General features: G+C 50.7%; 24 protein-coding genes. 12 read left to right on the forward strand and 12 right to left on the reverse strand.

Annotated elements, in window-relative coordinates:
- Positions 1 to 85: 85 nt before the first annotated feature.
- Entirely contained in the window at positions 86 to 808 is a 723-nt protein-coding gene (gene fadR, locus HGO41_RS14695) for a fatty acid metabolism transcriptional regulator FadR (protein WP_013575335.1), read from the reverse strand.
- 244 nt (positions 809 to 1,052) lie between these two features.
- Here fadR and nhaB point away from each other — a divergent pair, with 244 nt between their 5' ends.
- From nhaB to iraP, 5 genes are all read left to right on the forward strand, one after another.
- On the forward strand, positions 1,053 to 2,630 hold the full coding sequence (nhaB, locus tag HGO41_RS14700) for a sodium/proton antiporter NhaB (protein ID WP_013575334.1): 1,578 nt from the start codon (positions 1,053 to 1,055) through the stop codon (positions 2,628 to 2,630).
- Positions 2,631 to 2,811: 181 nt separating this feature from the next.
- On the forward strand, positions 2,812 to 3,342 hold the full coding sequence (dsbB, locus tag HGO41_RS14705; RefSeq protein ID WP_013575333.1) for a disulfide bond formation protein DsbB: 531 nt from the start codon (positions 2,812 to 2,814) through the stop codon (positions 3,340 to 3,342).
- 65 nt (positions 3,343 to 3,407) lie between these two features.
- Positions 3,408 to 3,605 (forward strand): hypothetical protein, encoded by a 198-nt coding sequence (locus HGO41_RS14710; protein WP_112151906.1) that lies wholly within the window; start codon positions 3,408 to 3,410, stop codon positions 3,603 to 3,605.
- A gap of 236 nt (positions 3,606 to 3,841) precedes the next feature.
- Positions 3,842 to 4,951, forward strand: a complete 1,110-nt coding sequence (locus tag HGO41_RS14715; protein ID WP_217244019.1) for an AI-2E family transporter — start codon at positions 3,842 to 3,844, stop codon at positions 4,949 to 4,951.
- Positions 4,952 to 5,065: 114 nt separating this feature from the next.
- Positions 5,066 to 5,407, forward strand: coding sequence for an anti-adapter protein IraP (gene iraP, locus HGO41_RS14720; RefSeq protein WP_013575330.1), 342 nt, complete (start codon positions 5,066 to 5,068; stop codon positions 5,405 to 5,407).
- Between the two features lie 74 nt (positions 5,408 to 5,481).
- On the opposite strand, the gene HGO41_RS14725 is transcribed toward iraP, so the two are convergent.
- From HGO41_RS14725 to HGO41_RS14740, 4 genes are all read right to left on the reverse strand, one after another.
- Positions 5,482 to 5,931 carry a YcgN family cysteine cluster protein gene (locus HGO41_RS14725; protein WP_013575329.1) on the reverse strand — a complete coding sequence of 150 codons (450 nt, stop codon included), beginning with the start codon at positions 5,929 to 5,931 and terminating at the stop codon, positions 5,482 to 5,484.
- A 107-nt stretch (positions 5,932 to 6,038) separates the two neighbouring features.
- On the reverse strand, positions 6,039 to 6,695 hold the full coding sequence (locus HGO41_RS14730) for a fumarylacetoacetate hydrolase family protein (protein ID WP_013575328.1): 657 nt from the start codon (positions 6,693 to 6,695) through the stop codon (positions 6,039 to 6,041).
- A gap of 26 nt (positions 6,696 to 6,721) precedes the next feature.
- Positions 6,722 to 7,897, reverse strand: a complete 1,176-nt coding sequence (locus HGO41_RS14735) for a lytic murein transglycosylase (protein ID WP_250981168.1) — start codon at positions 7,895 to 7,897, stop codon at positions 6,722 to 6,724.
- A 122-nt stretch (positions 7,898 to 8,019) separates the two neighbouring features.
- Entirely contained in the window at positions 8,020 to 8,292 is a 273-nt protein-coding gene (locus HGO41_RS14740) for a YcgL domain-containing protein (protein WP_013575326.1), read from the reverse strand.
- Positions 8,293 to 8,428: 136 nt separating this feature from the next.
- Here HGO41_RS14740 and minC point away from each other — a divergent pair, with 136 nt between their 5' ends.
- The 3 genes from minC to minE are packed head-to-tail and all read left to right on the forward strand — an operon-like array spanning position 8,429 to position 10,228.
- Positions 8,429 to 9,118 (forward strand): septum site-determining protein MinC, encoded by a 690-nt coding sequence (gene minC, locus HGO41_RS14745; RefSeq protein WP_013575325.1) that lies wholly within the window; start codon positions 8,429 to 8,431, stop codon positions 9,116 to 9,118.
- Between the two features lie 24 nt (positions 9,119 to 9,142).
- Positions 9,143 to 9,955: a septum site-determining protein MinD gene (gene minD / locus HGO41_RS14750; protein WP_013575324.1), complete on the forward strand. Its 813-nt coding sequence runs from the start codon at positions 9,143 to 9,145 to the stop codon at positions 9,953 to 9,955.
- A 3-nt stretch (positions 9,956 to 9,958) separates the two neighbouring features.
- On the forward strand, positions 9,959 to 10,228 hold the full coding sequence (gene minE, locus HGO41_RS14755; protein ID WP_013575323.1) for a cell division topological specificity factor MinE: 270 nt from the start codon (positions 9,959 to 9,961) through the stop codon (positions 10,226 to 10,228).
- A 347-nt stretch (positions 10,229 to 10,575) separates the two neighbouring features.
- Here the strand turns inward: minE and rnd are convergent, their stop codons facing one another.
- The 5 genes from rnd to yoaA form a co-directional block, all read right to left on the reverse strand.
- Positions 10,576 to 11,697, reverse strand: a complete 1,122-nt coding sequence (gene rnd / locus HGO41_RS14760) for a ribonuclease D (protein ID WP_013575322.1) — start codon at positions 11,695 to 11,697, stop codon at positions 10,576 to 10,578.
- 97 nt (positions 11,698 to 11,794) lie between these two features.
- Positions 11,795 to 13,492: a long-chain-fatty-acid--CoA ligase FadD gene (gene fadD / locus HGO41_RS14765; protein ID WP_250981169.1), complete on the reverse strand. Its 1,698-nt coding sequence runs from the start codon at positions 13,490 to 13,492 to the stop codon at positions 11,795 to 11,797.
- 317 nt (positions 13,493 to 13,809) lie between these two features.
- Positions 13,810 to 14,442: a Slp family lipoprotein gene (locus tag HGO41_RS14770; protein ID WP_015689883.1), complete on the reverse strand. Its 633-nt coding sequence runs from the start codon at positions 14,440 to 14,442 to the stop codon at positions 13,810 to 13,812.
- Positions 14,443 to 14,504: 62 nt separating this feature from the next.
- Positions 14,505 to 15,206, reverse strand: a complete 702-nt coding sequence (gene tsaB / locus HGO41_RS14775) for a tRNA (adenosine(37)-N6)-threonylcarbamoyltransferase complex dimerization subunit type 1 TsaB (RefSeq protein ID WP_250981170.1) — start codon at positions 15,204 to 15,206, stop codon at positions 14,505 to 14,507.
- Positions 15,207 to 15,335: 129 nt separating this feature from the next.
- Positions 15,336 to 17,249, reverse strand: coding sequence for a DNA repair helicase YoaA (gene yoaA, locus HGO41_RS14780; protein ID WP_250981171.1), 1,914 nt, complete (start codon positions 17,247 to 17,249; stop codon positions 15,336 to 15,338).
- Positions 17,250 to 17,391: 142 nt separating this feature from the next.
- Between yoaA and HGO41_RS14785 the strand changes: the two genes are divergently transcribed.
- Entirely contained in the window at positions 17,392 to 17,736 is a 345-nt protein-coding gene (locus tag HGO41_RS14785) for a RidA family protein (RefSeq protein ID WP_013575317.1), read from the forward strand.
- 65 nt (positions 17,737 to 17,801) lie between these two features.
- Here the strand turns inward: HGO41_RS14785 and HGO41_RS14790 are convergent, their stop codons facing one another.
- Both HGO41_RS14790 and zwf read right to left on the reverse strand, forming a co-directional pair.
- Positions 17,802 to 18,443 (reverse strand): bifunctional 4-hydroxy-2-oxoglutarate aldolase/2-dehydro-3-deoxy-phosphogluconate aldolase, encoded by a 642-nt coding sequence (locus tag HGO41_RS14790; protein WP_250981172.1) that lies wholly within the window; start codon positions 18,441 to 18,443, stop codon positions 17,802 to 17,804.
- 265 nt (positions 18,444 to 18,708) lie between these two features.
- Positions 18,709 to 20,184: a glucose-6-phosphate dehydrogenase gene (gene zwf / locus HGO41_RS14795; protein WP_013575315.1), complete on the reverse strand. Its 1,476-nt coding sequence runs from the start codon at positions 20,182 to 20,184 to the stop codon at positions 18,709 to 18,711.
- 407 nt (positions 20,185 to 20,591) lie between these two features.
- Here zwf and HGO41_RS14800 point away from each other — a divergent pair, with 407 nt between their 5' ends.
- The 3 genes from HGO41_RS14800 (at position 20,592) to HGO41_RS14810 (ending at position 25,340) form a co-directional block, all read left to right on the forward strand.
- Complete coding sequence (locus tag HGO41_RS14800; protein WP_013575314.1) at positions 20,592 to 21,461, forward strand: MurR/RpiR family transcriptional regulator; 870 nt, start codon at positions 20,592 to 20,594, stop codon at positions 21,459 to 21,461.
- A gap of 234 nt (positions 21,462 to 21,695) precedes the next feature.
- A complete protein-coding gene (gene pyk / locus HGO41_RS14805; RefSeq protein WP_013575313.1) occupies positions 21,696 to 23,138 on the forward strand; it encodes a pyruvate kinase in 1,443 nt (480 codons plus the stop codon).
- Positions 23,139 to 23,771: 633 nt separating this feature from the next.
- Entirely contained in the window at positions 23,772 to 25,340 is a 1,569-nt protein-coding gene (locus tag HGO41_RS14810) for a pyridoxal phosphate-dependent decarboxylase family protein (RefSeq protein ID WP_121019387.1), read from the forward strand.

Genomic DNA, 25,340 nt, shown 5'->3' on the forward strand with positions numbered 1-25,340 from the left:
CGCCCTTTTGTTATTACTGGCTCCCTCAATCCTTCAAATTATATCGAGGCAGCCAACGATGAGACTGTTTGAAGGATATAGGGAATTAACGATGTTTTTGTTCGGCCAGGTCACCCGGCATAGCACCCTGCATGCTGTGCCAGATTTCACCGCTCTGACGGCCATAATTACGCACACAATCCACAATCTGCTCATAGCTTTTCTCGTGGCAGATATCAGACAACTTTTTATAGAAAGTGATCGCCAGTTTGCGCGCTTCAGGATTGGAGAAGTAATAGCGTCCGACGCGCGTATAAAGACCGCGCAGTCCGTTGATGATCAAACCATAAATCGGGTTGCCAGAGGCGAATGCCAGACCACGGAAAATGCCGTAATCGAGCGCCGTAAAGGCTTCGGCATGATCTTCAACCTGAGTCGCTTTCGCGAGAACCTGTTGGGTTTCTTCCGGGTTGGTACGCATCGCCTTGCGGATAAAGATCGTCGCGATGTTGGTACGCACAGACAGCAAATTATCAATCAGCTGCGGTACGCTGTCATGATCCAGACGCGCCAGCGTTTCAAGAATATTCAGGCCGGATGTTTCCCAGAAATTATTCACTTTCGTCGGTTTACCGTGCTGAATGGTTAACCATCCATCGCGGGCAAGCCGCTGTAACACTTCACGCAATGTGGTTCGGGTTACACCAATGAGTTCTGAAAGCTCTCTTTCAGCAGGCAAAATTGAACCCGGAGGGAAGCGGCTATTCCAGATACTTTCGATGATATACTCTTCGGCAAAACCGGCAGGACTTTGTGCCTTAATAACCATGTGTTTGTCGTTCCGTGTGGGGCTTTTATTAGGGATATAGTTCATCTCATCATACCAGATGAAAATGCCCTGTTATAGCGTCCCGACGGAAGTAATGTTGAAACTGTGGGTGGGCTGACAGAATTTCACATTTTTCATGGATTTATTGCATCGCCCTTTATTATTGAAAAATCCAGTCAGACGATTAAACTTACCTATCTTTTTGAAACATTAATAAAATATATATAAAGGACCTTTGGGCAATATGGAAACAACCTACAGCCGCGCATTCATAAAGAATTTTCTTGGCCAGTCACCAAACTGGTACAAAATAGCAATTCTGGTTTTTCTGATTGTTAACCCGCTGATTTTCTTCCTCATCAGTCCCTTTATCGCGGGCTGGTTGCTGGTGATTGAGTTCATTTTCACATTAGGTATGGCGCTTAAATGCTACCCGCTTCAGCCGGGTGGATTGCTCGCCATCGAAGCCGTCATGATCGGCATGACCAGCGCAGGACGGATCCGCGAAGAAGTGTCTGCTAATCTGGAAGTCATCTTGCTGCTGATTTTCATGGTCGCTGGCATCTATTTCATGAAGCAGTTGCTGTTAACCGTGTTCACCAAATTGTTGTTGAATCTGCGCAATAAAATTGCCCTTTCACTGGCGTTTTGTTTTGCTGCCGCCTTTCTTTCCGCATTCCTGGACGCACTGACCGTTATTGCCGTGGTGATCAGCGTTTCAGTGGGCTTTTATTCCATTTATCACAACGTTGCTTCAAATCAGAATGAAAATACTGAGGTCAATGACGACAGCTCTTTTACCGGCAATCAGCAGCATCAGGCTGTGCTTGAACAATTCCGCGCATTTTTACGCAGCCTGATGATGCACGCCGGTGTCGGTACCGCGCTGGGTGGCGTGATGACGATGGTCGGCGAACCGCAAAACCTGATCATCGCGAAAAGCGCAGGCTGGCAATTCATCGATTTTCTGATCCGCATGTCGCCGGTCAGCGTGCCGGTCTTTTTCTGCGGATTTATTGTATGTGCGCTGGTAGAACGCTTCCGCTGGTTTGGTTATGGTGCGCAACTGCCACATCCGGTGTATGAAGTGCTTAAAAAGTTTGATCAAAAGAACAGCGAGAACAACACGAAGCAGGAGCGTATAAAACTGGCTGTGCAGGCGGTGATTGGTGTGTGGCTGATTGTTGCGCTGGCATTCCATCTCGCTGAGGTTGGCCTGATCGGCCTGACGGTGATTATCTTTGCAACCGCGTTATGTGGTGTGACGGATGAACATGCCATCGGCAAGGCATTCCAGGATTCACTGCCGTTCACTGCCCTGCTGACGGTATTTTTTGCCATTGTTGCCGTGATCGTCGAACAGCATCTGTTCAGCCCGATCATTCATTTTGTGCTTCAGGCTGCACCGTCCAATCAGCTTTCACTCTTTTACCTGTTCAACGGTTTGCTCTCATCGGTTTCAGATAACGTTTTCGTCGGTACGGTCTACATCAATGAAGCCAAATCGGCGCTGGAAAATGGCATTATCGATCTGAAACAATTTGAGATGCTGGCCGTGGCCATTAATACCGGCACCAACCTGCCTTCAGTGGCGACACCCAATGGTCAGGCAGCCTTCCTGTTCCTGCTGACTTCTGCCCTTGCACCGCTGATCCGGCTTTCTTACGGAAGGATGGTCTGGATGGCATTGCCGTACACTGTGGTCATGACACTCGTCGGCCTGTTGTGTGTTCAGTATCTGTTGCCCGATATGACCCAGTGGTACAGCGACATGGGATGGCTGAGTTTGCCCCCGGTAACTGAGATCATGCCGGTGCATTGATGAAGGAAAGATTGAGTCAGTAATCTCCTGTAAGCACCTTCACTCAGGAAATTACAGAATTTAAAGTCGAATTGTCCGATTTATATTAATTATTTACCGAATATTGATTCGGACAGGCTGGCAGCAGCAAGCAATTGGTTTACACTGCGTGTCAGTAGCTAACTGCAGGGAAAAATTTTCTATGTTGCAATATCTTAACCGCTGTTCACAAGGTCGCGGTGCATGGCTTCTGATGGCTCTGACTGCACTGGCACTTGAGCTGGTTGCATTGTATTTCCAACACGTGATGTTACTTAAGCCCTGTGTCATGTGTATTTATGAACGTTGTGCTCTGATGGGTATTCTGCTGGCTGGCCTCGTCGGTGCTATCGCACCTTCCACATGGTTACGCTATGCCGGGATCCTCATCTGGCTCTACAGTGCTTACGAAGGTATCCGCCTGTCATGGGAACACACCATGATTCAGTTGCACCCTTCTCCGTTCGCCACCTGTGATTTTGCCGCGCGTTTCCCAAGCTGGTTGCCACTGGACAAATGGTTCCCGTGGATGTTTATCGCCAGCGGTGATTGTGCAGAAAAACAGTGGGAATTCCTGTCACTGGGCATGCCACAGTGGCTGGTCGTGATTTTCAGCGTGTTTATGGTGATTGCTGTTCTGGTGCTGCTGGCTCAGTTCGTTAAACCAAAACGTCGCGATTTATTTGGTCGTTAATTCAGTCCTTGCTGACACGGAAAAGCGCCTCTGATGGCGCTTTTTTTATGTCTGTGGAGGAGAAGATGTTTTCCAAAACAGACGTGATGTATTATCTGCAGCGCCCGCTCAACACGGGCTTTCTGCCTCTGTGCTTTTTATTACCATTATTGGAACGTGCAATGAAAAATCTTCCCGTCTGGGCCATTTGGATCATTTGTGTAGGAGCCTGCGTCGCCTTCTGGGTCGTCGCTGGTTTCGTGTTATACGGTCTGTTTAAATAAAATTTAAACATCAGGGATAGAAATCGACAGTGACGTTTAACGGAAATGGAATGACAGGTATTAACGCGGGTGCAATGGCGGAGTTCCATTAATCCCGGCGTTGCTTTTGATCAGAGGTAAGATTTCCCCCTTCCCCCTTCTGCACACAACACACTGCACAAAAAAAGACCTACGTTTGTAAATTCGTCAATGCATTCTATGCTACGAGGGCTAAAAGATTTATCAGAGGAACAAAAATGTTCATTAAAGGATTTTCAAAAGGCTTTTTCATCGCAATTCTTTTTATCGTAACTTTGGCTTTCTTCGATGTATTAAGGCCTTACTACTCTTCCGTACTATGGGCCATTATTCTCGCCGTCATCTTCAATCCGTTAAAAAATCGGCTGAAACAGGTTGTCGGTGATCGCAACGGTGTGGTCTCTCTGCTGACCGTTTTGATAATTTGTCTGATTGTCTTCACCCCTCTGGCGATTATGACCTCGTCGCTGGCACTTGAATTCAATGCGGTTTATACCAAACTGCAGGGAAATCAGACACAACTGCCCGTGATCCTGGCGGATTTCATCCATCATTTACCACGATGGGCACGGCACTTCCTGTCAGACCATGATCTCGACAGCACCGCTGAGATTCAGAAAAAACTTTCTGATGTGGCACTGCAAGGTAGTCAGTATCTGGCTGGCAGCGTTTTCGTAATAGGTAAGAGCACATTCGGCTTTGTCGTGGGTTTCGGCATCATGCTGTATATCCTGTTCTTCCTGATCAAGGATGGCGCTTACCTGGTCAATCTGACACTCGCCACCCTGCCGTTGTCACGGTATGTAAAGCATCATCTGTTTATGAAGTTTGCAGCAGTTTCTCGCGCGACAGTAAAAGGCACCGTTGTGGTGGCGGTTGTACAGGGCGCGCTGGGCGGTATTGCGTTTTACATCGCCGGTCTGGACGGAAGCCTGCTTTGGGGTGCTCTGATGGCGTTCCTGTCGATCATTCCGGCAGTGGGTTCAGCCATTATCTGGGTGCCTGCGGCGATTTATTTCTTCGCCTCCGGGATGCTGTGGCAGGGGATCTTTATTGTGGCCTTCTTCGTGGTGGTCATCGGCATCGTGGATAACGTGTTACGTCCGCTGCTGGTCGGCAAAGACACCAAAATGCCGGATTATCTTATCCTGGTCACCACACTTGGCGGTATGGAAGTGTATGGCATCAATGGCTTCGTGATTGGCCCGCTGATTGCCGCGTTATTCATCGCCTGCTGGAACATTCTTTCCGGCCGGGATCATCAGAACAATACCGATGAGATTAATGAAGACTTTATCGAAGAAGGAAAAAACCATCCAGATGCCTGAGGCTCTCAGCAACTGCGACAATCCACCGAGTTTTACCAAATATGATTATGAAGTTTTCATAACCTGGCGTAGAAATAAGAAGCAATAGATACTCTTTGTCTGAAGGGGCAATGAATGAAAAATATCATCTTAAGTATGGTCGCAAAAATCTCCCACATGGAAGCGGATTCCAAGCAACTTACCGCACAGGTTGAGGCTCAGTCCCTTTTGCTGAGTGCTATATTTTTAACTGTCGGCAAAAATGGCGGCCCCCAGGAAATTATCGAAAGCGTGAACAAAGCCATCAACTCAGTGCTGGACTCTGCTGATGAGATGCTTAAATCAGACGCTAAGATTTTGTTCGAGCAATTCCAGGCACTCATTGAACTGACCCGACTGATTGATAAAGAAGATCCTGAACTGGATGCCGAAGCACTCAGCGCCATGAACGGTGTCAGACCCGACTCTGAGATTTAGTGTAAAAATTCGTAATAAAAAGCCCCGGCAATGATTGCCGGGGCTTTTTGTTTTCTGATTGCGGGCAAAATCGGTTATCTGGCCCAGCTTGGCTTATTCAGGATGTGATCCTGCCAGTCTTCAACGTCGTCTTCGCGCACGGCGATGTAGCGTACGGAGATCTGCGCTGTATGCATGGCCGATTTCGATGCTTTGTTCAGCAGCGGATGCCAGGGAAGCAGCGGGCGTCCTTCGCCGATCAGGCGATAGGCGCAGGTTGGCGGCAGCCAGTCGAAGGTTGTCAGGTTTTCGCGGGTCAGTTTAATGCAATCTTCTTCCAGCGTGAAACGACGTTCATAGTTACGACACTGGCAAGACTTGATGTTGAGCTGGTTACAGGCGACGTTGGTGAAATAGATTTCATCGGTGTCTTCGTCGATCAGCTTATGCAGGCAGCATTGTCCGCAGCCGTCGCACAATGCTTCCCATTCTTCGTCGGTCATTTCAGACAGCGTTTTGTGCTGCCAAAAAGCGGGTTCAGTCATAATGTGCATCCGGTATAAAGAAAATGAGGGTGCTTATATAGACGCTTTAGCCTGCAGATGCAAGTAAAGCCGCCGGAAATGGGTTCCGGCGGAGAGGAAAAACGCCGTCAGATCACGCGGGAACTTACCTGTTTACCATTAAGTGTAGCCACAATTTCATCACCCGCTTTTAGCGGGCCGACGCCGTGTGGTGTACCGGTCAGAATGATATCGCCCGCGCGCAGCGTGAAGAAGCGGCTCATATAGGCAATCAGTGGCAGAAGCGGCGTCAGCATATCGCGGGTATTCCCGCTCTGACGCACTTCTCCATTGATCTCTAACCGCAGTTCAGCCTGTTGTGCATCACCAAATTCACTTACCGGAATAAATCCGCTCATCGGGCAGGAACCGTCAAACCCTTTGGCTTTTTCCCAGGGTTGTCCGGCTTGTTTGAACGTCGACTGCAAATCCCGCAGCGTCAGGTCAAGTGCCAGCCCGTAACCAGCGATAGCATTGGCGACGCGATCTTCCGTCGCCTGCTTCAGTGGTGTGCCGATAAGTACCGCCAGTTCGACTTCATGATGTACCGCACCGAGATCCTTCGGGATGACGATGGGTTGGCGGAAATCGCACAAAGCGGTTTCCGGCTTGATAAATAACACCGGTTCCGCCGCTTTCTGCCCGCCCATCTCTTTAATATGATCGGCGTAGTTACTGCCGACACACACGACTTTGTTGACCGGAAAATCCAGTAATGCGCCGTGCCAGTCTCTGTGTTGGTACATACAGCTACTCCTTGAAGTTAGGAATTTCAGCCGCTGAACGGATTATGCGGTGCTGGCGCTAACGGTGCAGAAGGCGCCGGAGTTGTCGCCGGTGCTAAATCGCCGGAAACCACCGGTGACTGCGAGCCCATAATACCATCCGCCATCATGCCGATACTCAGCGCGAAATAGGTTGAACGGTTCCAGTGCATGATCGTACGGAAGTTATCGTAAACCAGGAACGCGCGCCCCTGCGTGTCATCCGGTGTGATAATCCATGAACGGGTCGCTGTCGACATTAGCGGGTTGCCGTCAACTTGCGTCACGCCGCGCTGCTGCCAGTAGCTGGCCGGATGCATCTGGTTATTTTTCAGCCCCGACAGAGCGCCATCAAAGTTAGCTGGTAATTTCACTTCCTGGCCCCAGCCCTGATCGCCTTTCCAGCCTTCTTTCGCCAAATAATTGGCCGTGGAAGCAAAAACATCATCGGTGTTTGCCCAGATGTCTATCTTGCCGTCGCCGTTACCGTCAGCGCCGTAAGTCAGATAAGAACTTGGCATAAACTGCGACTGCCCCATCGCACCCGCCCAGGAACCTTTCATCATGTCGCTGGTGGCTTTACCGGAATCGACAATTTTAAGCGCCGACATAAATTCTTTGGTGAAGAAGGCTTCACGACGTCCTTCGAAGGCCAGTGTGGCCAGCGCAGAGAATACATCCTCTTTACCCTGAATTTTGCCGAAGCTGCTTTCCATCGCCCATAACGCCACAATGTACTGCGGCTGAACCCCATAACGTTCGCTGGCTTTTGTCAGCGCAGGCAAATTACTCTGAAGCTGTTCCTGCCCCTGTTTAATCTTCCATTCAGGCAGAACGCGTGTCAGATAATCGTCGAGGGTAATTTTCTTTTCGAGCTGATTGCGATCTGAATTGATCACGCGGTCAACAAAATGAATGTTGGCGAAGGTGCTGTCGATGGTCTGCTGGCTGATCCCTTGCGAGAGCGCCTGTGCTTTGAGTTGTTCGACATAAGCCGGGAATTCCGCGGGGTCCCGCCCCTGTTCAGCCAGAGACGTTTTGCCAGAAGGCGCTGCCGGTGCGGCAGCAGCAGGCTGTGTTGCCGCAGTGGATGGTGTAGAGGGTTGCCCTGAGGTAGCTTTCTGTGCTGCACAACCACTGAGGATGACCAGCGGTGTTAACACGGCCAGTGCCGACAATTTCATCAATTTCTTCCTTTTGACTTCTGCAAGTGATTCATCGCTATAAGCTTTGAGCACGACCAAGATGAATGCAAGTCATGCCGTCTGAAAGTTCGAGGAGTGCCGAGACAAATGTCAGGAATGCGTTATTTACTGGCGTCGTTCAGATGAATATTCAATAAACTTTCTACCGGCGGTGGAACCTGCAGATAATAACCCTGCTCTTCCAGCGACTGACGCACTTTAGCAATATCTGCTGTGGCAAGTTTTTCACGGTTTGCCAGGTTTAGCATCATTGAGAACTGAGGCACGCCAAAACCTTTGAGTAATTCTTCAGGCACACGGGAAAAATCGTCTTTTTTTTCGACATACAGATAAGTCTGGTCGCGTTTAGTACTTCTATAGATCACACAAAGCATTTTTTTAACTCTATTTTATTGAAACGGTGGCTTGCCTAGATATAACTGTAACTATAACATGCTTATCGTACATCGGAATATCGCCCCCCGAGTGGTATTCCGGGGATTTAGAGTTGCTGAGACTGAGTCAGGATAGATGTCACAATCGCCAATAGAACTAAAAGGCAGCAGTTTTACCTTATCGGTTGTTCATTTACATAGTTCACAACCTGAGGTTATTTACCAGGCATTACAGGAAAAAGTGGAGCAAGCTCCAGCCTTTTTGAAAAATGCCCCTGTTGTTATCAACGTTGCCTCACTGACCGGTGAAGCAAACTGGAAAGACATTCAACAGGCTGTCGCTTCTGCAGGCTTTCGCATTGTTGGCATCAGTGGTTGCAAAGATGAGGCGCAAAAACGCGCACTTTCCCGCACCGGTTTACCGCTGCTGAGTGAAGGCCGCGCACAGCGTATCGCTGCAGAACCACCGGTTCCTGTCGTGCCCGACAATGCACCGGCTAAAACCCGCATTGTCAGTACTCCGGTCAGATCCGGCCAACAAATTTATGCCCGTAACAGCGACCTCATCGTGACCAACAGTGTCAGCGCAGGTGCGGAACTGATTGCCGATGGCAATATCCACATCTACGGCATGATGCGAGGCAGAGCGCTGGCTGGCGCCGCAGGCGATGCAAATTGTCAGATTTTTTGCACGCAGTTAGGCGCTGAACTAGTCTCTATCGCAGGGCAATACTGGTTGAGTGATCAAATCCCGGCCGATTATCTCGGTCAGGCAGCGCGCCTCAGCCTGTTAAATAATGTGTTAACCATACAACCTTTAAACTAAGCCCTTTTGACAAGGAATCCATTCATGGCACGCATCATAGTTGTTACATCGGGTAAAGGGGGCGTTGGCAAGACCACTTCAAGCGCGGCCATTGCTACCGGTTTAGCTCAAAAAGGCAAAAAGACTGTAGTTATCGATTTCGATATCGGTCTGCGTAATCTCGACCTGATTATGGGCTGTGAGCGCCGGGTGGTTTATGATTTCGTTAACGTGATCCAGGGTGATGCCACGCTGAATCAGGCGCTTATCAAGGATAAACGCACCGAAAACCTGTTTATTCTTCCGGCTTCGCAAACACGTGATAAAGACGCACTGACCCGCGAAGGCGTTGAGAAGATCCTGAACGATTTAGCCGAAATGGAATTTGATTTCGTGGTGTGCGATTCCCCTGCGGGCATCGAAACCGGCGCACTGATGGCGTTGTATTTCGCCGATGAAGCCGTGATCACCACCAACCCAGAAGTCTCTTCCGTTCGTGACTCCGACCGCATCCTGGGCATTTTGTCTTCAAAATCTCGCCGTGCGGAACAAGGCTTAGAGCCTATCAAAGAACATCTGCTTCTTACCCGTTACAACCCGGGCCGTGTCAGCCGTGGCGACATGCTGAGCATGGAAGATGTGCTGGAAATCCTGCGTATTCCTCTGATCGGGGTTATCCCGGAAGATCAGTCTGTACTGCGTGCGTCCAACCAGGGCGAGCCGGTCATTCTGGATCAGGAATCCGATGCAGGGAAAGCGTATGACGATACTGTCAGCCGTCTGCTTGGGGAAGAACGTGCATTCCGTTTCATTGAGGAAGAGAAGAAGAGTTTCCTGAAACGCCTTTTTGGGGGATAAACCATGGCATTGTTAGATTTCTTTCTGTCCCGCAAAAAATCGACAGCCAATATAGCCAAGGAACGGCTACAGATCATCGTAGCCGAACGGCGTCGAGGGGATAGTGAACCATCATATCTGCCTGAACTGAAACGTGACATTCTGGCGGTCATCTGTAAGTACATTAAGATTGACCCAGAAATGTTGCAGGTTCAGTTCGAGCAAAAAGGTGACGATATTTCCGTACTGGAACTTAACGTCACCCTGCCAGAATCGGAAGAAACGCCTAAATGACAGCAGTCTGTTTGCCTTGTTCGCAGGTGTTTTTTTCAGCATAGCGCCCCCTGTTTTTTCAGGGGGCTACTGCTTTTTATCTCGTTCCCTTCCGCTATTCTCTTCCCGCCCCGAAATAACCACTGTATATAACCCCATTAAACAGGTTCTTTTTCCGTCTGTTTGTGCTTATTCCTGATAATTCTTGATTAAGACTTCTCTCATTTTAGCTGGAATTTAATATCCCCAGACTGGCCTGATTGCCGCTATTTTAGGATTAAGCGTTATCGGGAAATATAAAATAAAAAGAGCGGGACAATTGCCCGCTCTTTTTAACGCATATTCACTTTCCTTCTTAAAAGAAGGAATCAATAATTGCTCAAAATTTCATTCAGTCTTTCAGCTAACAACTTCCCGCGCCAGCCACTGATTAATTCAGGTTGTGATTCTTTATCTTTTAACTTCCAGTGATGGGTCAGTAACTGATTAATCTGGCGACGTGATGCCAGCATTTCAACGCTCAGTTTACTCTCTTCACTGACAGTCTGAATAAGTGCCTTAATATCCTTAAAGACTTTGCGGTAACCCGGCTGATCAATCAGGTTCAAAATCGGTGCGGGCAGTTCAGCTTCATCCAGTGCATTCGATTCCTCCACCAGCGCCAGCAACGTACGCCCGTGATAGCGAATCTCCGGGCCACTCAGACCAAGCGCTTCCAGCTCGCCCAGCGACGTTGGCTGATAGCGCGCCACCTGCCAGAGGTTTTCCTCACGTACTACAAAATTAACGGCCAGATCACGCTGACGGGCCTGGTTCAGGCGCCACGCGGCTAACAACTTCAGGCATCCCAACTGGCGTGGACGCAACTGAAAAGCGTTACTGATTTCCAGATAAGCCAGTTCCGGTTGCAGCACTTCCTTACGGCGGCGGCACAGAGCAAGACATTCATCCAGCGCGGCATCCATCCACCCTGCGTCTTGTGTTTCACGCATCAGTTGATCGGCCAGCGGCAGCAGATACCACACGTCAGCCGCAGCATAGACGCATTGCTTTTCGCTCAGCGGACGGGCTATCCAGTCAGTGCGCGATTCGCTTTTATCCAGCTCAACGCCGGTGGTTTCAGCCACCAGACGTGCAAAACCACAGGACAACGGGCGCCCGCTGAAAGCAGCGAGGATCTGCGTATCAATCAGCGGCGAAGGCATCACCCCAAAGGCATTCAGGAAAACTTCCAGATCTTCGCTGCCGGCATGCAGGAATTTGATGACATCAGGATCAACCAGCAAATCAATGAAGGGTTGCCAGGCGGTGATTGGCAATGGGTCGATCAGCGTCAGCCTTTCGCCATCGAATAACTGTATGAGCCCCAGTTGCGGATAATACGTGCGGGTACGGACAAATTCGGTATCCAGCGCAATTTTACTGTGCGCTTTGGCCTGAAGACAAACTTGCTCCAGCGCGTCATTGGTGGTGATCAACTCATAATTCAAAACATCATTCTCTTAATCATTACTGCGTTATAACGTGATAACGCCGGACATCGCCGGCGTTAAGAATCTGACTCTTTCTGACTGAACAGGCAATCCGCTATGCCGCATCCTGCTTCGGGGTGGCTTTCGGTTTCAGCTGCTCATCACGAAGTTCCCTTCTGAGAATTTTACCGACATTTGACTTCGGCAACTCGTCGCGGAAATCGACAATCTTCGGTACTTTGTAACCGGTTAATAACCGACGACAATGTGCGAGAAGCTCTTCGCTGGTCAGTGATGGGTCTTTCTTCACCACGCAAATTTTGACGATTTCACCCGACGACTCATCCGGCACGCCAATGGCGGCAACTTCGAGTACCTTGTCATGCTGTGAAACCACCTCTTCAATTTCGTTAGGGTAAACGTTGAAACCGGAAACCAGAATCATGTCTTTTTTACGGTCAACAATCCGTAAGAAGCCCTGCTCGTCCACTGTAACGATATCGCCCGTCGATAACCAGCCATCTTTTAGCACCTCATCGGTGGCGGAAGGCCGTTGCCAGTAACCCAGCATAACCTGCGGGCCTTTAACCCACAGCTCGCCAGGCTGGCCAGGCCCGACATCCTGGCCGTTATCATCCACGAGACGGACTTCCGTGGATGGCACTGGCAGACCGATACTGCCACTGTAATGTTTCAAATCATACGGGTTACCCGCCACCAGCGGTGAACATTCTGTCAGTCCGTAACCCTCCAGCAGATGTTTACCGGTCAGTTTTTCCCACTTCTCTGCCACTGATTTCTGCACCGACATTCCGCCGCCGACAGAAAGACGCAACGAGGAGAAGTCAAGCTCACGGAAATCTTCATTATTGAGCAACGCATTGAACAATGTATTCACGCCGCTGATAGCCGTGAAAGGATATTTCCCGAGTTCTTTGACCATCCCCGGCACGTCGCGCGGATTGGTGATGAGCAGGCTTTTACCGCCCAGTTCAAGGAACAGCAGGCAATTCACTGTCAGTGCGAAAATGTGATACAGCGGAAGTGCGGTTACCACCAGCTCATGTCCCGGCTGTAACAACGGCGCGTAGGCCGCTTTCGCCTGCTCGAGATTCGCCTGCATGTTGCGGTGGGTCAGCATCGCCCCTTTCGCCACGCCCGTCGTTCCGCCGGTATATTGCAGGAACGCCAGATCATTATTAATGATATCGGGCTTAATGTATTGCAGACGACGTCCGCGCTGTAAGGCGGTGCGGAAGGAAATCGCGTTCGGCAAGTGGTATTTAGGCACCAGCCGTTTGATATATTTCACCACAAAGTTAACCAGCGTCCCCTTCGCCGCAGAAAGCTGATCGCCCATTCGGGTCAGGATCACATGCTTAACCTGGGTTTTGTACACCACTTTTTCCAGGGTATGTGCAAAGTTTGAAACAATCACAATGGCACTGGCACCGCTGTCGTTGAGCTGATGCTCGAGTTCACGCGGCGTATACAGAGGATTGACGTTGACTACCACCATGCCGGCGCGCAATACGCCAAACAGGGCAATCGGGTATTGCAGCAGATTCGGCATCATCAGGGCAACGCGGTCGCCCTTCCTGAGCCCAAGCTCATTTTGCAAATAGGCGGCGAAAGCACGGCTGCGCTCTTCGAGCTTGCGGTAAGTCATCACCTCGCCCATGTTGATAAATGCCGCATTGTCAGCGTAACGCAACGTAGCATTTTCAAACATCTCGACCAGCGAACTGTAGCGGTCAGGGTCGATGTTCTCAGGAACATCTGCCGGATATCGTTTTAGCCAAACCTTTTCCAAGGTATCACTCCTGAAATCATGTTCTGTTGCCGTCTCTATTCGACGAGTTTTATCACGTCTTTAACAATATTTTAACTCAGCTTACCAGTTGCGTTTCAAACAATGTCGAGGTTGAGAGGCGGGTCACTTTTTCTGTGCCCTTACTTTGTCAACCGTCCATGGCAGAAAATAAAAAGGCGGCAATTAAGCCGCCTTAACAACGCTTCTCTTCAGGTCATTTCCCGGGCAGCGGCAGAACAGAATGCGTCGCTGCCGGTTTTACTGTTGCCGGGGGAAGCGCGCCAAGAGAAGGCGGAGCTCCACGCGGCGGCGGCGGTCTATTCGGTGACGACGCTTTCGACCCGGGCCGGTGCTGTATTATACCAGCCGGGACCCCAACCGGGCCCAAACCCCCGCCCCCAGGAATCATACGGCCCGCCAAAACCATAGCCCCATGGGCCGATAGGTTGCGGAGGCATGACGACCTGTTGCTGTATCCGCCAGCGTTTGTAGCTGTTGACATTAACGGTAACGAAATCATAAGACGTCTGGCCGATGGTGCCCTTTTCCACGCCGGTAATTGGCCCGACGACGGTCACTAACTGATTGCGGTAATCCACCGGATCCACAAAACCGTTAATGTAAGCCATGATGCGTCCGCGTGATGCTGCCCCTAAAATCGGGCGAGCGCCCTCATCCAGCGGAACAGTTGCGATTTCCAGACGCGTCTTGTTTTGCAGGTTGGTTACGGCAATCACTTTGCCGCCAAAACGCGACTCCTGCCCGACGTACAAATTCGGCGCGCCCTGCACGGCCTGTAAATTCATTTGCGGCGTAGCCGTGGTCCCACGAATTTCATCGGGCACGGTGACACACCCTGATAATACCAACACGCTGAGTGCAACAGCACTCCGCACCATTTTCTTACCCGTTACACCTGATAACTGCTGAACAACAGACCACTTACGCATTACGATGACTCCTGTGCAAACTCTTCATTTTGACCGTCTTTTGATGCACAAGTTGCCATGACTTATCGGCCTGGCAGCTTTTTCCACGTAACTTCATTACGCAGGTAAGTCGGTTCAGCATCTTCCGGATTAACGCGAATACCGTTTTCCCAGAGCTGCAGCGCCAGCGGCAACATATCTTCCGCCTGCGGCAGTAACATTTTTCCATCAAATAAATCCGCCGCCGGGGATTCACCCAGTAAATGCGGATAGGCTTCCCAGCCCGTACCCACGGTGGCAAAGCGCCCGTTTCGCTCAACGGTACGCGCCAGCAGTTGTTCAGGTTTGATGACCGTCTCGGTATTTCCACCGCTCCAGACACCTTGTGTATTGCGGGTAAATTCACCCCAGTACACTTCGCCCATGCGGGCATCAATGGCTGCCAGCACCTGTTCCGCGCCGGTCTGGCGGTAAGCACCCTGCGCCATGGTGAGTAAGGTGGAGACGGGCAACAAAGGCAGTTCTGCGCCGAGCGATAAGCCTTGCGCGATACCTATGCCGATGCGCACACCGGTAAAACTACCCGGTCCCCGGCCGAAGGCCAGTGCGTCGAGTTGTTTCAGGGAAAGCCCCGCTTCGGCGAGGATCTGCTGCACCAGCGGCAGAATGCGCTGCGTATGTTCGCGGGCGCAGAGTTCAAAATGAGCGAGCGTTTCGCCCTGATCGTAAAGCGCAACCGAACAGGCTTCTGTCGCCGTATCAATTGCTAAAATTCGCGTGGACATGCCAAACCTCAGGCGGGAAATTAATAAGTTATACCCTCAATACCTCGCGCGCAGTCAACGCATCTGCAACGTGAAATATGACGGGTATAAGAACCTTTTTCGGGGCGGCATCTTAGCATAAACAAAGGGCTAATTCTGCTCTTCAGCGTTCTGTAAAAAGCGGATCGCTTGTGCCAGATCACGGGTGCGCGGTGTCGGCGGCAAACTGTTGAGGAAAACTTCACTATACGGACGCATTACCAGCCTGTTATCGCAAATCACCATCACCCCGCGATCATCCGTATCACGGATCAAACGTCCGACACCCTGTTTAAGCGTAATGACAGCATCCGGTAATTGTACGTCATTGAACGGATCTCCGCCGCGCAGACGGCAATCCTCAATACGGGCTTTGAGCAATGGATCATCAGGCGACGTGAACGGCAGTTTGTCGATAATTACGCACGACAGCGCGTCACCGCGCACGTCCACCCCTTCCCAGAAACTGCTGGTGGCGACCAGTAAGGCGTTACCGGCTTCGACAAACTGCGCCAGCAACTGGCCCTTGCTGGTTTCGCCCTGCAACAAAACCGGCAGCGTCAGGCTGGCCCTGAATTCTTCCGCCAGTTCACGCATCATTTTGTGAGACGTACACAGGAAAAAACAGCGGCCTTTATTAGCTTCGATAAGCGGGCGCAACATCCGCGCCAGCTGTTTCGAACTGCCCTGCACATTTGATTCAGGCAGAAAGCGCGGAACGCACAACAGCGCCTGTTTGGCGTAATCGAACGGGCTCGGCAGCAGCAACGTTTCTGCCTCATCCAGCCCCAGACGCTCAGTAAAATGATGCAGCTGATCGTTCACCGAAAGCGTTGCCGAGGTGAAAATCCACGCCCCCGGCTTTTCTTTCATCATCTCGCTGAATTTGTCGGTCACCGACAAGGGAGTCAGCGCCAGGACGAAATGGCGTGAATTACATTCGTACCAGTAACTGTAACCGGGGATCGACACGTCTTTCAGGCGTTTGAGACGGTTGCGGTAAAGTGTGGCGCGCTCGAAAGCCGCATCCAGCAACGCAGAACGGCCGAGGGACAATTTAACCACGTCGTAGCAAAGTTCCAGCGCGTCATCGAGCAACAGTAAGGCACGCTGAATGGCGGGCTGACTGAGAACATCGCGAAGATTTCCGCGAAAACCGGGTTCGCCGAGCGCCAGACGGAAATCCATCGTGCTCTGGCTAAGCCGGTCAGCGCTTTTCTGCAACTGCACAGAGTCACGGACTTCCGTGCGGTAAGCAATAGTAATGTCTTTTGCCATATCAAGCAGCTGGCGGCTGGTGACCTGCTGGCCAAAATACTGGCTGGCGATGTCAGGGATCTGATGGGCTTCGTCGAAAATCATCACGTCAGCTTCGGGGATCAGCTCACCAAAGCCGCTCTCCTTCACCACCATGTCCGCCATAAACAGATGATGGTTCACCACCACCACATCGGCGTCCATCGCCTTACGGCGGGCTTTTACCACGAAGCATTCTTTGTAAAGCGGGCAGTCACTCCCCAGACAGTTGTCGTTGGTACTGGTCACCAGCGGCCAGACAAAGCTGTCTTCCGGTACCACGGTGCAGGTGCTGATATCGCCCTCTTCCGTGCTGCTCGACCAGTGACGCAGATGCGCCAGTTCGCTGAGCGCCTGGCTGGCAAGATCGCCGCCGGAGAGCGATTGCTGCTCCAGACGTTCCAGACACAAATAGTTTGAGCGCCCTTTCAGCAGCGCCAGACGGCCTTTGAAATTCAGCGCCCTGGCGACTTTGGGCAAATCGCGGGAATAAAGCTGATCCTGTAAGTTTTTCGAACCGGTGGAGATAATGACTTTTTTGCCGGAGCGCAATGCCGGTGCCAGATAAGCGTAGGTTTTACCGGTACCAGTACCGGCTTCCACCACCAGCCCTTGCTTACCGCTGATGGCTTTGCTGACAGCCTGCGCCATCAGACGCTGAGGTTCACGGGGTTTAAAACCTTCAATTTTCTGCGCCAGTGCGCCGTCTGTTGCGAAATCGTCTGTCACTCTGTCTCTCTACCTGTACGGATCAGCAGTGATTATGCCAATCCCTCGCCCCGACTACCACCGCCATCTGCCAATCCAACGTATTCATCCTTTGTGATACCCTTAGCGGCATCATAAAAAAGTGACTAACTGGAGCCATAATATGACCATCGAGCGTATCCGACCTGAGCCACGGATGTCCGACATCGTTATCCATAACAACACCATTTATTACACGGCAGTGCCGGAAAATCTGGACGCGAATGCAAAAGACCAGACCGCAGAAACGCTGGCCATTATCGATGCTGCGCTGACGGAAGCGGGCTCGGATAAGAGCAAAATTCTCGATGCCACACTGTTTCTGGTCAATAAAGAAGATTTCCCGGCGATGAATGAAGCCTGGGATGCCTGGGTATCACCGGGCAATGCACCGGTACGCTGCACGGTTCAGGCTAACCTGATGAATCCGAAATATAAAATTGAAATCAAGATCATTGCCGCACGCTAAGCACTGATCAGCAGACATAAAAAAACCTCCCGCGGGAGGTTTTTCATTTTCAGCACGTCGCTGTTTTAGATCTTTGCACCGGCGACCGCTTCTTTCGCCAGCTCAGTAATGCGTGCGTAATCACCGCTTTCCAGCGCATCGGCTGGCACCAGCCATGAACCACCGATACACAGCACGCTTTTCAGCGCCAGGTAATCACGGTAGTTCGCTGGCGAAATTCCGCCAGTCGGGCAGAAACGCACCTGCGGGAACGGACCGGCAATCGCCTGCAACGCTTTCACGCCGCCATTGGCCTCAGCCGGGAAGAACTTAAATTCACGCAGACCAGCATCCAGACCCATCATCAGTTCAGATACCGTACAAATCCCCGGGATTAAAGGAATAGAACCGGCATTGGCTGCTTTCAGCAAAGCATCAGTCAGGCCAGGGCTAATCGCAAACTGGGCACCCGCCTCGGTCACTTCAGCCAGTTGCTCTGGATTGAGTACCGTACCTGCGCCAATGATAGCGTCCGGCACTTCTTGAGCAATGGCACGGATCGCATCCATCGCGCATGAGGTGCGCAACGTCACTTCCAGCACACGGACGCCACCCGCAACCAGCGCTTTAGCCAGCGGAACCGCATGCTCCAGTTTGTTGATAACAATCACAGGAACAACCGGCCCTGAGGTCAGAATTTGTTCCGCGCTTGTTTTCCAGTTTTTCATCTTGTTCTCCATTCATGCCCGCAGGCACCGTTGTGATTGATGGCGCGCCCCTGCCACAGGGACCAGCAGAATTTAAACCCTGCCAGTAACCGACCACACCCGATTGGACGATACTACTCTCCCCGTCATACTTGAAGCCGCAGCGGCGTTGGCTGCGCTTGTTCACCCGAATCACTGACTCATGTCAGCTCATCGGGACTCACACACTTGCCGCCTTGCTGCAACTCCAATTATTTTGGGGAGTAATGACTCAATAAATTATTCGTTACTCGAACTCGTTCCAGGAACGGCCGTCGCGGGTGATCATCGCCACGGAAGCCACCGGCCCCCATGTCCCGGACTGATACGGTTTTGGTGCTTCGCTTTCCGCAGCCCATGCGTTCATGATGGAGTCGACCCATTTCCAGGCTTCTTCCACTTCGTCACGACGGACGAACAGCGCCTGAATTCCACGCATGGTTTCCAGCAGCAGACGCTCGTAAGCATCAGCAATATGCTGTTCATTGAAGGTTTCAGTAAAGCTCAGATCCAGCTTGGTGGTTTGCAGACGGTGTTTGTGCTCAAGACCCGGCACTTTGTTCAGCACTTCGATCTCGATACCTTCGTCCGGTTGCAGACGAATAGTCAGTTTGTTCTGCGGCAACTGCTGGTAAGAATCACGGAACAGGTTCAGCGCCGGGTTTTTGAAATACACCACGACCTCAGAACATTTGCTCGGCAGACGCTTACCGGTGCGCAGGTAGAATGGCACGCCCGCCCACTGCCAGTTGTCGATATCCACACGAATAGACACGAAAGTTTCGGTGCTGCTGGTTTTTTTCGCACCTTCTTCTTCCAGATAGCCAGGGACTTTTTTGCCCTGCACGAAGCCGGCTGTGTACTGGCCGCGCACGGTGTTTTCACGCACGTTTGACTGGTCGATACGACGCAGTGAGCGCAGCACTTTCACCTTTTCGTCACGGATACGGTCGGTGCTCAGATCAGCCGGAGGTGACATGGCGATCATGGTCAGAATTTGCAGCAAGTGGTTCTGGATCATGTCGCGCATCTGACCCGCGTCATCAAAGTAACCCCAGCGGCCTTCGATACCGACTTCTTCAGCGACCGTGATCTGCACATGATCAATGGTGCGGTTATCCCAGTTGCTGGCAAACAGATTGTTAGCGAAACGCAGTGCCAGGAGATTCAGTACCGTTTCTTTACCCAGATAGTGGTCGATACGGTAAACCTGGGACTCAGCGAAGTATTCCGCGACTTGATCGTTGATAACCTGAGAAGACTCCAGAGAGTGTCCCAGTGGTTTCTCCATCACGACGCGCGCAGGTTCTTTGTTCAGCCCTGCTTCGCCCAGACCGCGGCAAATCGCACCGAAGTGGCCTGGCGCAATCGCAAAGTAGTTAATGGTGGCGCGATTTTGCTGGTCAAGCATTTTGCCCAGCACTTTGAAATGCTTCACATCGTTGACATCAAGGTTACAGAAATCAAGACGGGCGCTGAGCTTATCCCACAGTTCCGGATCAATTTTTTCTTTCATGAAGGTGGTCAGTGCTTCTTTGACCACTTCGGTATAGGCCGCTTTGTCCCATTCCGCACGTCCGACACCGATGATGCGGGTGTCCGGGTGAATGTGACCCGCTTTCTCTAACTGATACAGGGAAGGCAACAGCTTACGGCGCGCAAGATCGCCCTTTGCACCGAAAATTACCAGATCACACGCCTGGGCTGTCTGAGTTACCGCCATGTTCTTCTCCTCAATGCAGGAATACCTAACATATTTCTGGTTGCTGTGCGTGAGCCGCAACTCGAATTATCTCGGGTACATATTGTAATTTTATTTCAGCAACAATGTACTCTGATTGCCCGTGAGCCGTAAACCATGTTCTGACAGGGGGATAACTCTGCGGAAAAGCTTGTTTTTATCATAAATGTCTCAGCGGATAGTAAAACCCACCACATTCTGTAATTTTATGACAAAACTGAACAGAATTTACCATACTGAAAGTTAGATCCCGGTCAAACTCTGACAAAAAAAGCGTTTTTTCGCCTGACTGACGCTGCCAACAGCATTAAGCGCGTAGTATATTTTCATCAAATCAACACGATTTCCTCTTTTCAAAGAAATCGTTGAAACCTATGAGTGTCATGCTTATGAATACGTTGGAAAAAATCCAGACCCACCTTGACATTCTGAGCAAGTCAGAACGCAAAGTCGCCGAAGTGATCCTGGCATCCCCACACATTGCAATCCACTCCAGTATTGCCACTCTCGCCCGCATGGCGGACGTCAGTGAACCTACTGTAAACCGTTTTTGCCGTCGCCTCGACACAAAAGGGTTTCCAGATTTTAAATTACATCTGGCACAAAGTCTGGCAAACGGCACACCTTATGTGAACCGTAACGTGGATGAAAGCGACAGCGTCAGCGCTTACACCAGCAAAATTTTCGAATCCGCTATGGCCAGCCTCGATCAGGTGAAAAATACTCTCGATATCGCTGCCATCAACCGCGCAGTCGATTTACTCACCCAGGCGAAAAAGATTTCTTTCTTTGGGCTGGGCGCATCGGCCGCAGTGGCGCATGATGCCATGAACAAATTCTTCCGCTTTAACATTCCCGTGGTGTATTTCGATGACATCGTCATGCAGCGCATGAGTTGCATGAATTCCAGCGAAGGCGATGTGGTGGTGTTGATTTCCCACACCGGCCGCACCAAAAATCTGGTCGAGCTGGCGCAACTTGCCCGCGAAAACGACGCTACGGTCATTGCCATCACGTCCTTTAATACGCCACTGGCGCATGAGGCCACGCTGGCTCTGTTACTGGATGTTCCGGAAGATACCGACGTTTATATGCCGATGGTTTCTCGAATCGCTCAGTTGACGTTGATTGATGTGCTGGCTACCGGGTTTACGCTGCGTCGTGGTGCAAAATTCAGAGATAACCTGAAGCGGGTCAAAGAAGCGTTGAAAGAATCGCGCTTTGATAAGGGAATGGTTGTCCCTAACCTGCCGGAGTAAGCTCGTCATGCGAGTCGGCACATCAAATCATTCATAGAATATATGAACAAATCATCATTGATTTAATAGGGAGTCTGGCGGGAAATCTACGCGCAAAGTGCGCAGGGTAAATGTCAGACATGAGGTCAGCGGGTCACACAGGTGAAACCCTTTTGTATTACAATTACACCTAAACCCAATGTGGGCTCGCTGTTTTTTTGCATTACCATGTTTCATCAGTTAACGGAGTTAGGCATGTCCAGAAGGCTCAGAAGAACGAAGATTGTTACCACGCTCGGCCCTGCAACTGACCGCGACAATAATCTTGAGAAGATCATTGCTGCTGGTGCGAACGTTGTGCGTATGAATTTCTCCCACGGAACCGCTGAAGATCACATTCTTCGCGCTAACAAAGTGCGTGAAATAGCCGCGCGTCTCGGCCGCCACGTCGCGATTCTTGGCGATCTGCAAGGTCCGAAAATCCGTGTATCGACCTTCAAGGAAGGTAAAGTTTTCCTCAATATCGGTGACAAATTCCTGCTCGATGCCAACATGAGCAAGGGTGAAGGCGATAAAGAAAAAGTCGGCATCGACTATAAAGGTCTCCCTGCTGATGTGGTGCCGGGTGATATTCTGTTACTTGATGACGGCCGTGTGCAGCTGAAAGTACTCGAAGTTCAGGGCATGAAAGTGTTCACGGAAGTGACCGTGGGCGGCCCGCTGTCTAACAATAAAGGCATCAATAAGCTGGGCGGAGGTCTTTCTGCCGAAGCGCTGACTGAGAAAGATAAAGCAGACATTATTACTGCGGCCAAAATGGACGTAGATTATCTGGCAGTTTCATTCCCACGCACCGGCGAAGATCTTAACTACGCGCGCCGTCTGGCACGCGATGCAGGCTGTAATGCGCAAATCGTGTCTAAAGTCGAACGCGCTGAAGCGGTGGCGTCAGATGAAGCAATGGATGACATCATTCTGGCATCCGATGTCGTGATGGTGGCCCGCGGTGACCTGGGTGTTGAAATCGGCGACCCTGAGCTGGTGGGTATCCAGAAAAAACTGATCCGTCGTGCACGTCAGCTGAACCGCGCGGTGATCACTGCGACCCAGATGATGGAATCGATGATCACTAACCCGATGCCAACCCGTGCAGAAGTGATGGACGTAGCGAACGCCGTGCTCGATGGCACAGATGCGGTCATGCTGTCAGCGGAAACGGCTGCCGGTCAATATCCTGCTGAAACTGTGGCAGCCATGGCGCGCGTATGTCTGGGCGCAGAAAAAATCCCAAGCATTAACGTTTCCAAACACCGCCTGGACGTGGAATTCGATAACATCGAAGAAGCCATTGCAATGTCCGCCATGTACGCGGCAAACCACCTTAAAGGGGTCACGGCGATCATTTCCATGACCGAGTCCGGGCGTACCGCGCTGATGTTGTCACGTATCAGCTCCGGCCTGCCGATCTTTGCCATGTCGCGCCACGAACACACACTGAATCTGACCGCGATTTACCGCGGCGTTACCCCTGTCTTCTTCGACAGCGCAAATGACGGCGTAGCGGGCGCACAGGATGCCGTGAACTTACTGCGTGATAAAGGTTACCTTTTGTCAGGCGATCTGGTGATCATCACCCAGGGTGATGTCATGAGCACCGTCGGTACCACCAATACCAGCCGTATACTGCGTGTTGAATAATAGTTAAATGTAATAAGATATAAACATATGGCCGATCATCGTGATCGGCCTTTTTTATTTTCGTCCTGCCCCTGAATCTATTACTCCCTCCTGCTGGTCAGTGAACAGTCTTAATTTGATCATTATTTTGCCATTCGTTTGAAATAATCAGGTTCACTGCATAAATCATTGCGTGATGAAAATTCATTACACCTACAAACATTGCGCTTAAATATAACTTTTTATCGCAAGACAACCCTTCTTTTAAGTCAGCAAACGTATAACAAATACAGATTCATCTCATAGGAATGTGTACTCCGTACTTATCCTTCAGAAATTTATGTGACATACATCACATTAAACAATCAAAAAGTTCTGTTATGGGCAAATGTTCAATGTCGTTATTGAATGATAATGATTTGCATTTATAATGATTCTCAATCGTTAAAACCTTGTATAAGTCCGCACTAAGGAATTCAAACAAGACATATCACTGTTTATTTTTTATAACATAAAATATTTAACCATACACTTTACAGGCATGGCCATCAGCCCTGCCTGCTGATGCTTACGTTCACTGCTAAATCCTGACTTTATCCGGGTGGCCGCCCCACGCCTGCTGAGGATGAAAAGGACTAACCAAAAGGATCCAGAATGAGCCAGATAAATAACTGGGAATTAATGCAATCCGGCACTCAAGACCTGACAATCACTCAGGCGAATATAAGCAAAAATAAAGGTTATATTTTTAACCAGAACAGCACTTCTGAATGGCAGACACTGATTGAGCAAGGCCTCGAATTAATTAAATCCCATATTAACCATACTGAGAAACCTTTTTCCGGCGTTTCTCCGGCTGAATTAGCCGAGCAATTTCGCCATATTGACCTGACCAAACCTTTAGACGGAACGCGGCTGGCGCTGGAAGAACTGGATGATTTATATCTTCAGCACGCGGTCTATTTCCACCATCCGAAATACCTCGCGCATCTCAACTGTCCGACCGTAGTACCTTCCCAACTGGCGGAACTGTTTATCAGCGCCATCAACTCCTCTGTGGATACCTGGGATCAGAGCGCAGGCGGCACACTCATCGAGCAAAAAGTTATTGACTGGACACTCGCCCGGATCGGTTTTGGCGCACAGTCAGATGGTATTTTCACCAGCGGCGGTACGCAGTCTAATCTGATGGCAATGCTGCTGGCACGAGACAGTCATTGCAAACGCACCCGCCCGCAACACAGCATCAAGTACCAGGGGCTGCCGCCGGAAGCCAACCGCTGGCGTATTTTCAGTTCACAGGTCAGCCATTTCAGTATTCAGAAATCCGCTGCCCTGCTCGGCCTGGGTTATGACGCCGTGGTGCCAGTCGCCTGCGACAGCGCTTTCCGTATGGATATTGCTGCGCTCCGTCAGGAAATTGAGCGCTGCCACACTGAAGGGTTGATTCCAATTGCGGTCGTGGCAACCGCCGGTACGACTGACTTTGGCAGCATTGACCCGCTGAATGAGATCGCTGAAATCTGCCGCCAGGAAAAAATCTGGATGCATGCTGATGCCGCATACGGCTGCGGTTTGCTGGTTTCACCTCAGCATCGCCAGCGCATTGAAGGGATCCATCTGGCCGATTCCGTTACCGTGGATTATCACAAATCCTTCTTCCAGCCGGTGAGCTGCAGCGCGTTTCTGGTTAACGATCACAGCCATCTGGAGCACGTCACGCACCACGCTGAATACCTGAATCCGCTGAGTGCGAAACTGGAAGGCACGCCAAATCTGGTGAACAAAAGTATCCAGACCACCAAACGTTTTGATGCCCTCAAAATGTGGCTGACGTTGCGCATTATGGGTCAACAAGCACTGGGGGAATCATTTGATGTGCTGCTGGCACGCGCAACAGAAACGCATCAGATGATGGAACAAAATCCGAATATCGAAGTGCTGCATAAACCGGAACTGAGCACGCTGGTATTCCGTTTTGTGCCGCGTATCTCCATGAGTCATGAACAGATTGACGAAATCAATGCCGGGATCCGCAAGGCCATTTTCCGCGACGGCAGCGCCGTTATCGCCGGTACCAAAGTGCATCAGCGTCAGTATCTGAAATTCACCTTACTGAACCCCACCACCACCAGGGAAGACGTTGCCGATGTGCTCAGCCTGATCACGCATTACGGCAAAGAACTGACTGCCAGCGCGCTGAGCGCCGCGAAAAACCGGTAA

The sequence above is a fragment of the Rahnella sp. CG8 genome (assembly GCF_023701875.1).
Classification (GTDB): domain Bacteria; phylum Pseudomonadota; class Gammaproteobacteria; order Enterobacterales; family Enterobacteriaceae; genus Rahnella; species Rahnella aceris.

Coding starts and splice junctions, on each gene's coding strand:
- HGO41_RS14740 (WP_013575326.1), bottom strand. CDS start 8,292: ATGCTTTGTGTGATCTATAGAAGTACTAAACGCGACCAGACTTATCTG.
- zwf (WP_013575315.1), bottom strand. CDS start 20,184: ATGGCGGTAACTCAGACAGCCCAGGCGTGTGATCTGGTAATTTTCGGT.
- minC (WP_013575325.1), top strand. CDS start 8,429: ATGTCACAATCGCCAATAGAACTAAAAGGCAGCAGTTTTACCTTATCG.
- HGO41_RS14790 (WP_250981172.1), bottom strand. CDS start 18,443: ATGAAAAACTGGAAAACAAGCGCGGAACAAATTCTGACCTCAGGGCCG.
- nhaB (WP_013575334.1), top strand. CDS start 1,053: ATGGAAACAACCTACAGCCGCGCATTCATAAAGAATTTTCTTGGCCAG.
- pyk (WP_013575313.1), top strand. CDS start 21,696: ATGTCCAGAAGGCTCAGAAGAACGAAGATTGTTACCACGCTCGGCCCT.
- dsbB (WP_013575333.1), top strand. CDS start 2,812: ATGTTGCAATATCTTAACCGCTGTTCACAAGGTCGCGGTGCATGGCTT.
- HGO41_RS14770 (WP_015689883.1), bottom strand. CDS start 14,442: ATGCGTAAGTGGTCTGTTGTTCAGCAGTTATCAGGTGTAACGGGTAAG.
- HGO41_RS14710 (WP_112151906.1), top strand. CDS start 3,408: ATGTTTTCCAAAACAGACGTGATGTATTATCTGCAGCGCCCGCTCAAC.
- HGO41_RS14725 (WP_013575329.1), bottom strand. CDS start 5,931: ATGACTGAACCCGCTTTTTGGCAGCACAAAACGCTGTCTGAAATGACC.
- HGO41_RS14715 (WP_217244019.1), top strand. CDS start 3,842: ATGTTCATTAAAGGATTTTCAAAAGGCTTTTTCATCGCAATTCTTTTT.
- HGO41_RS14730 (WP_013575328.1), bottom strand. CDS start 6,695: ATGTACCAACACAGAGACTGGCACGGCGCATTACTGGATTTTCCGGTC.
- iraP (WP_013575330.1), top strand. CDS start 5,066: ATGAAAAATATCATCTTAAGTATGGTCGCAAAAATCTCCCACATGGAA.
- HGO41_RS14810 (WP_121019387.1), top strand. CDS start 23,772: ATGAGCCAGATAAATAACTGGGAATTAATGCAATCCGGCACTCAAGAC.
- HGO41_RS14800 (WP_013575314.1), top strand. CDS start 20,592: ATGAATACGTTGGAAAAAATCCAGACCCACCTTGACATTCTGAGCAAG.
- fadR (WP_013575335.1), bottom strand. CDS start 808: ATGGTTATTAAGGCACAAAGTCCTGCCGGTTTTGCCGAAGAGTATATC.
- HGO41_RS14785 (WP_013575317.1), top strand. CDS start 17,392: ATGACCATCGAGCGTATCCGACCTGAGCCACGGATGTCCGACATCGTT.
- HGO41_RS14735 (WP_250981168.1), bottom strand. CDS start 7,897: ATGAAATTGTCGGCACTGGCCGTGTTAACACCGCTGGTCATCCTCAGT.
- minE (WP_013575323.1), top strand. CDS start 9,959: ATGGCATTGTTAGATTTCTTTCTGTCCCGCAAAAAATCGACAGCCAAT.
- tsaB (WP_250981170.1), bottom strand. CDS start 15,206: ATGTCCACGCGAATTTTAGCAATTGATACGGCGACAGAAGCCTGTTCG.
- minD (WP_013575324.1), top strand. CDS start 9,143: ATGGCACGCATCATAGTTGTTACATCGGGTAAAGGGGGCGTTGGCAAG.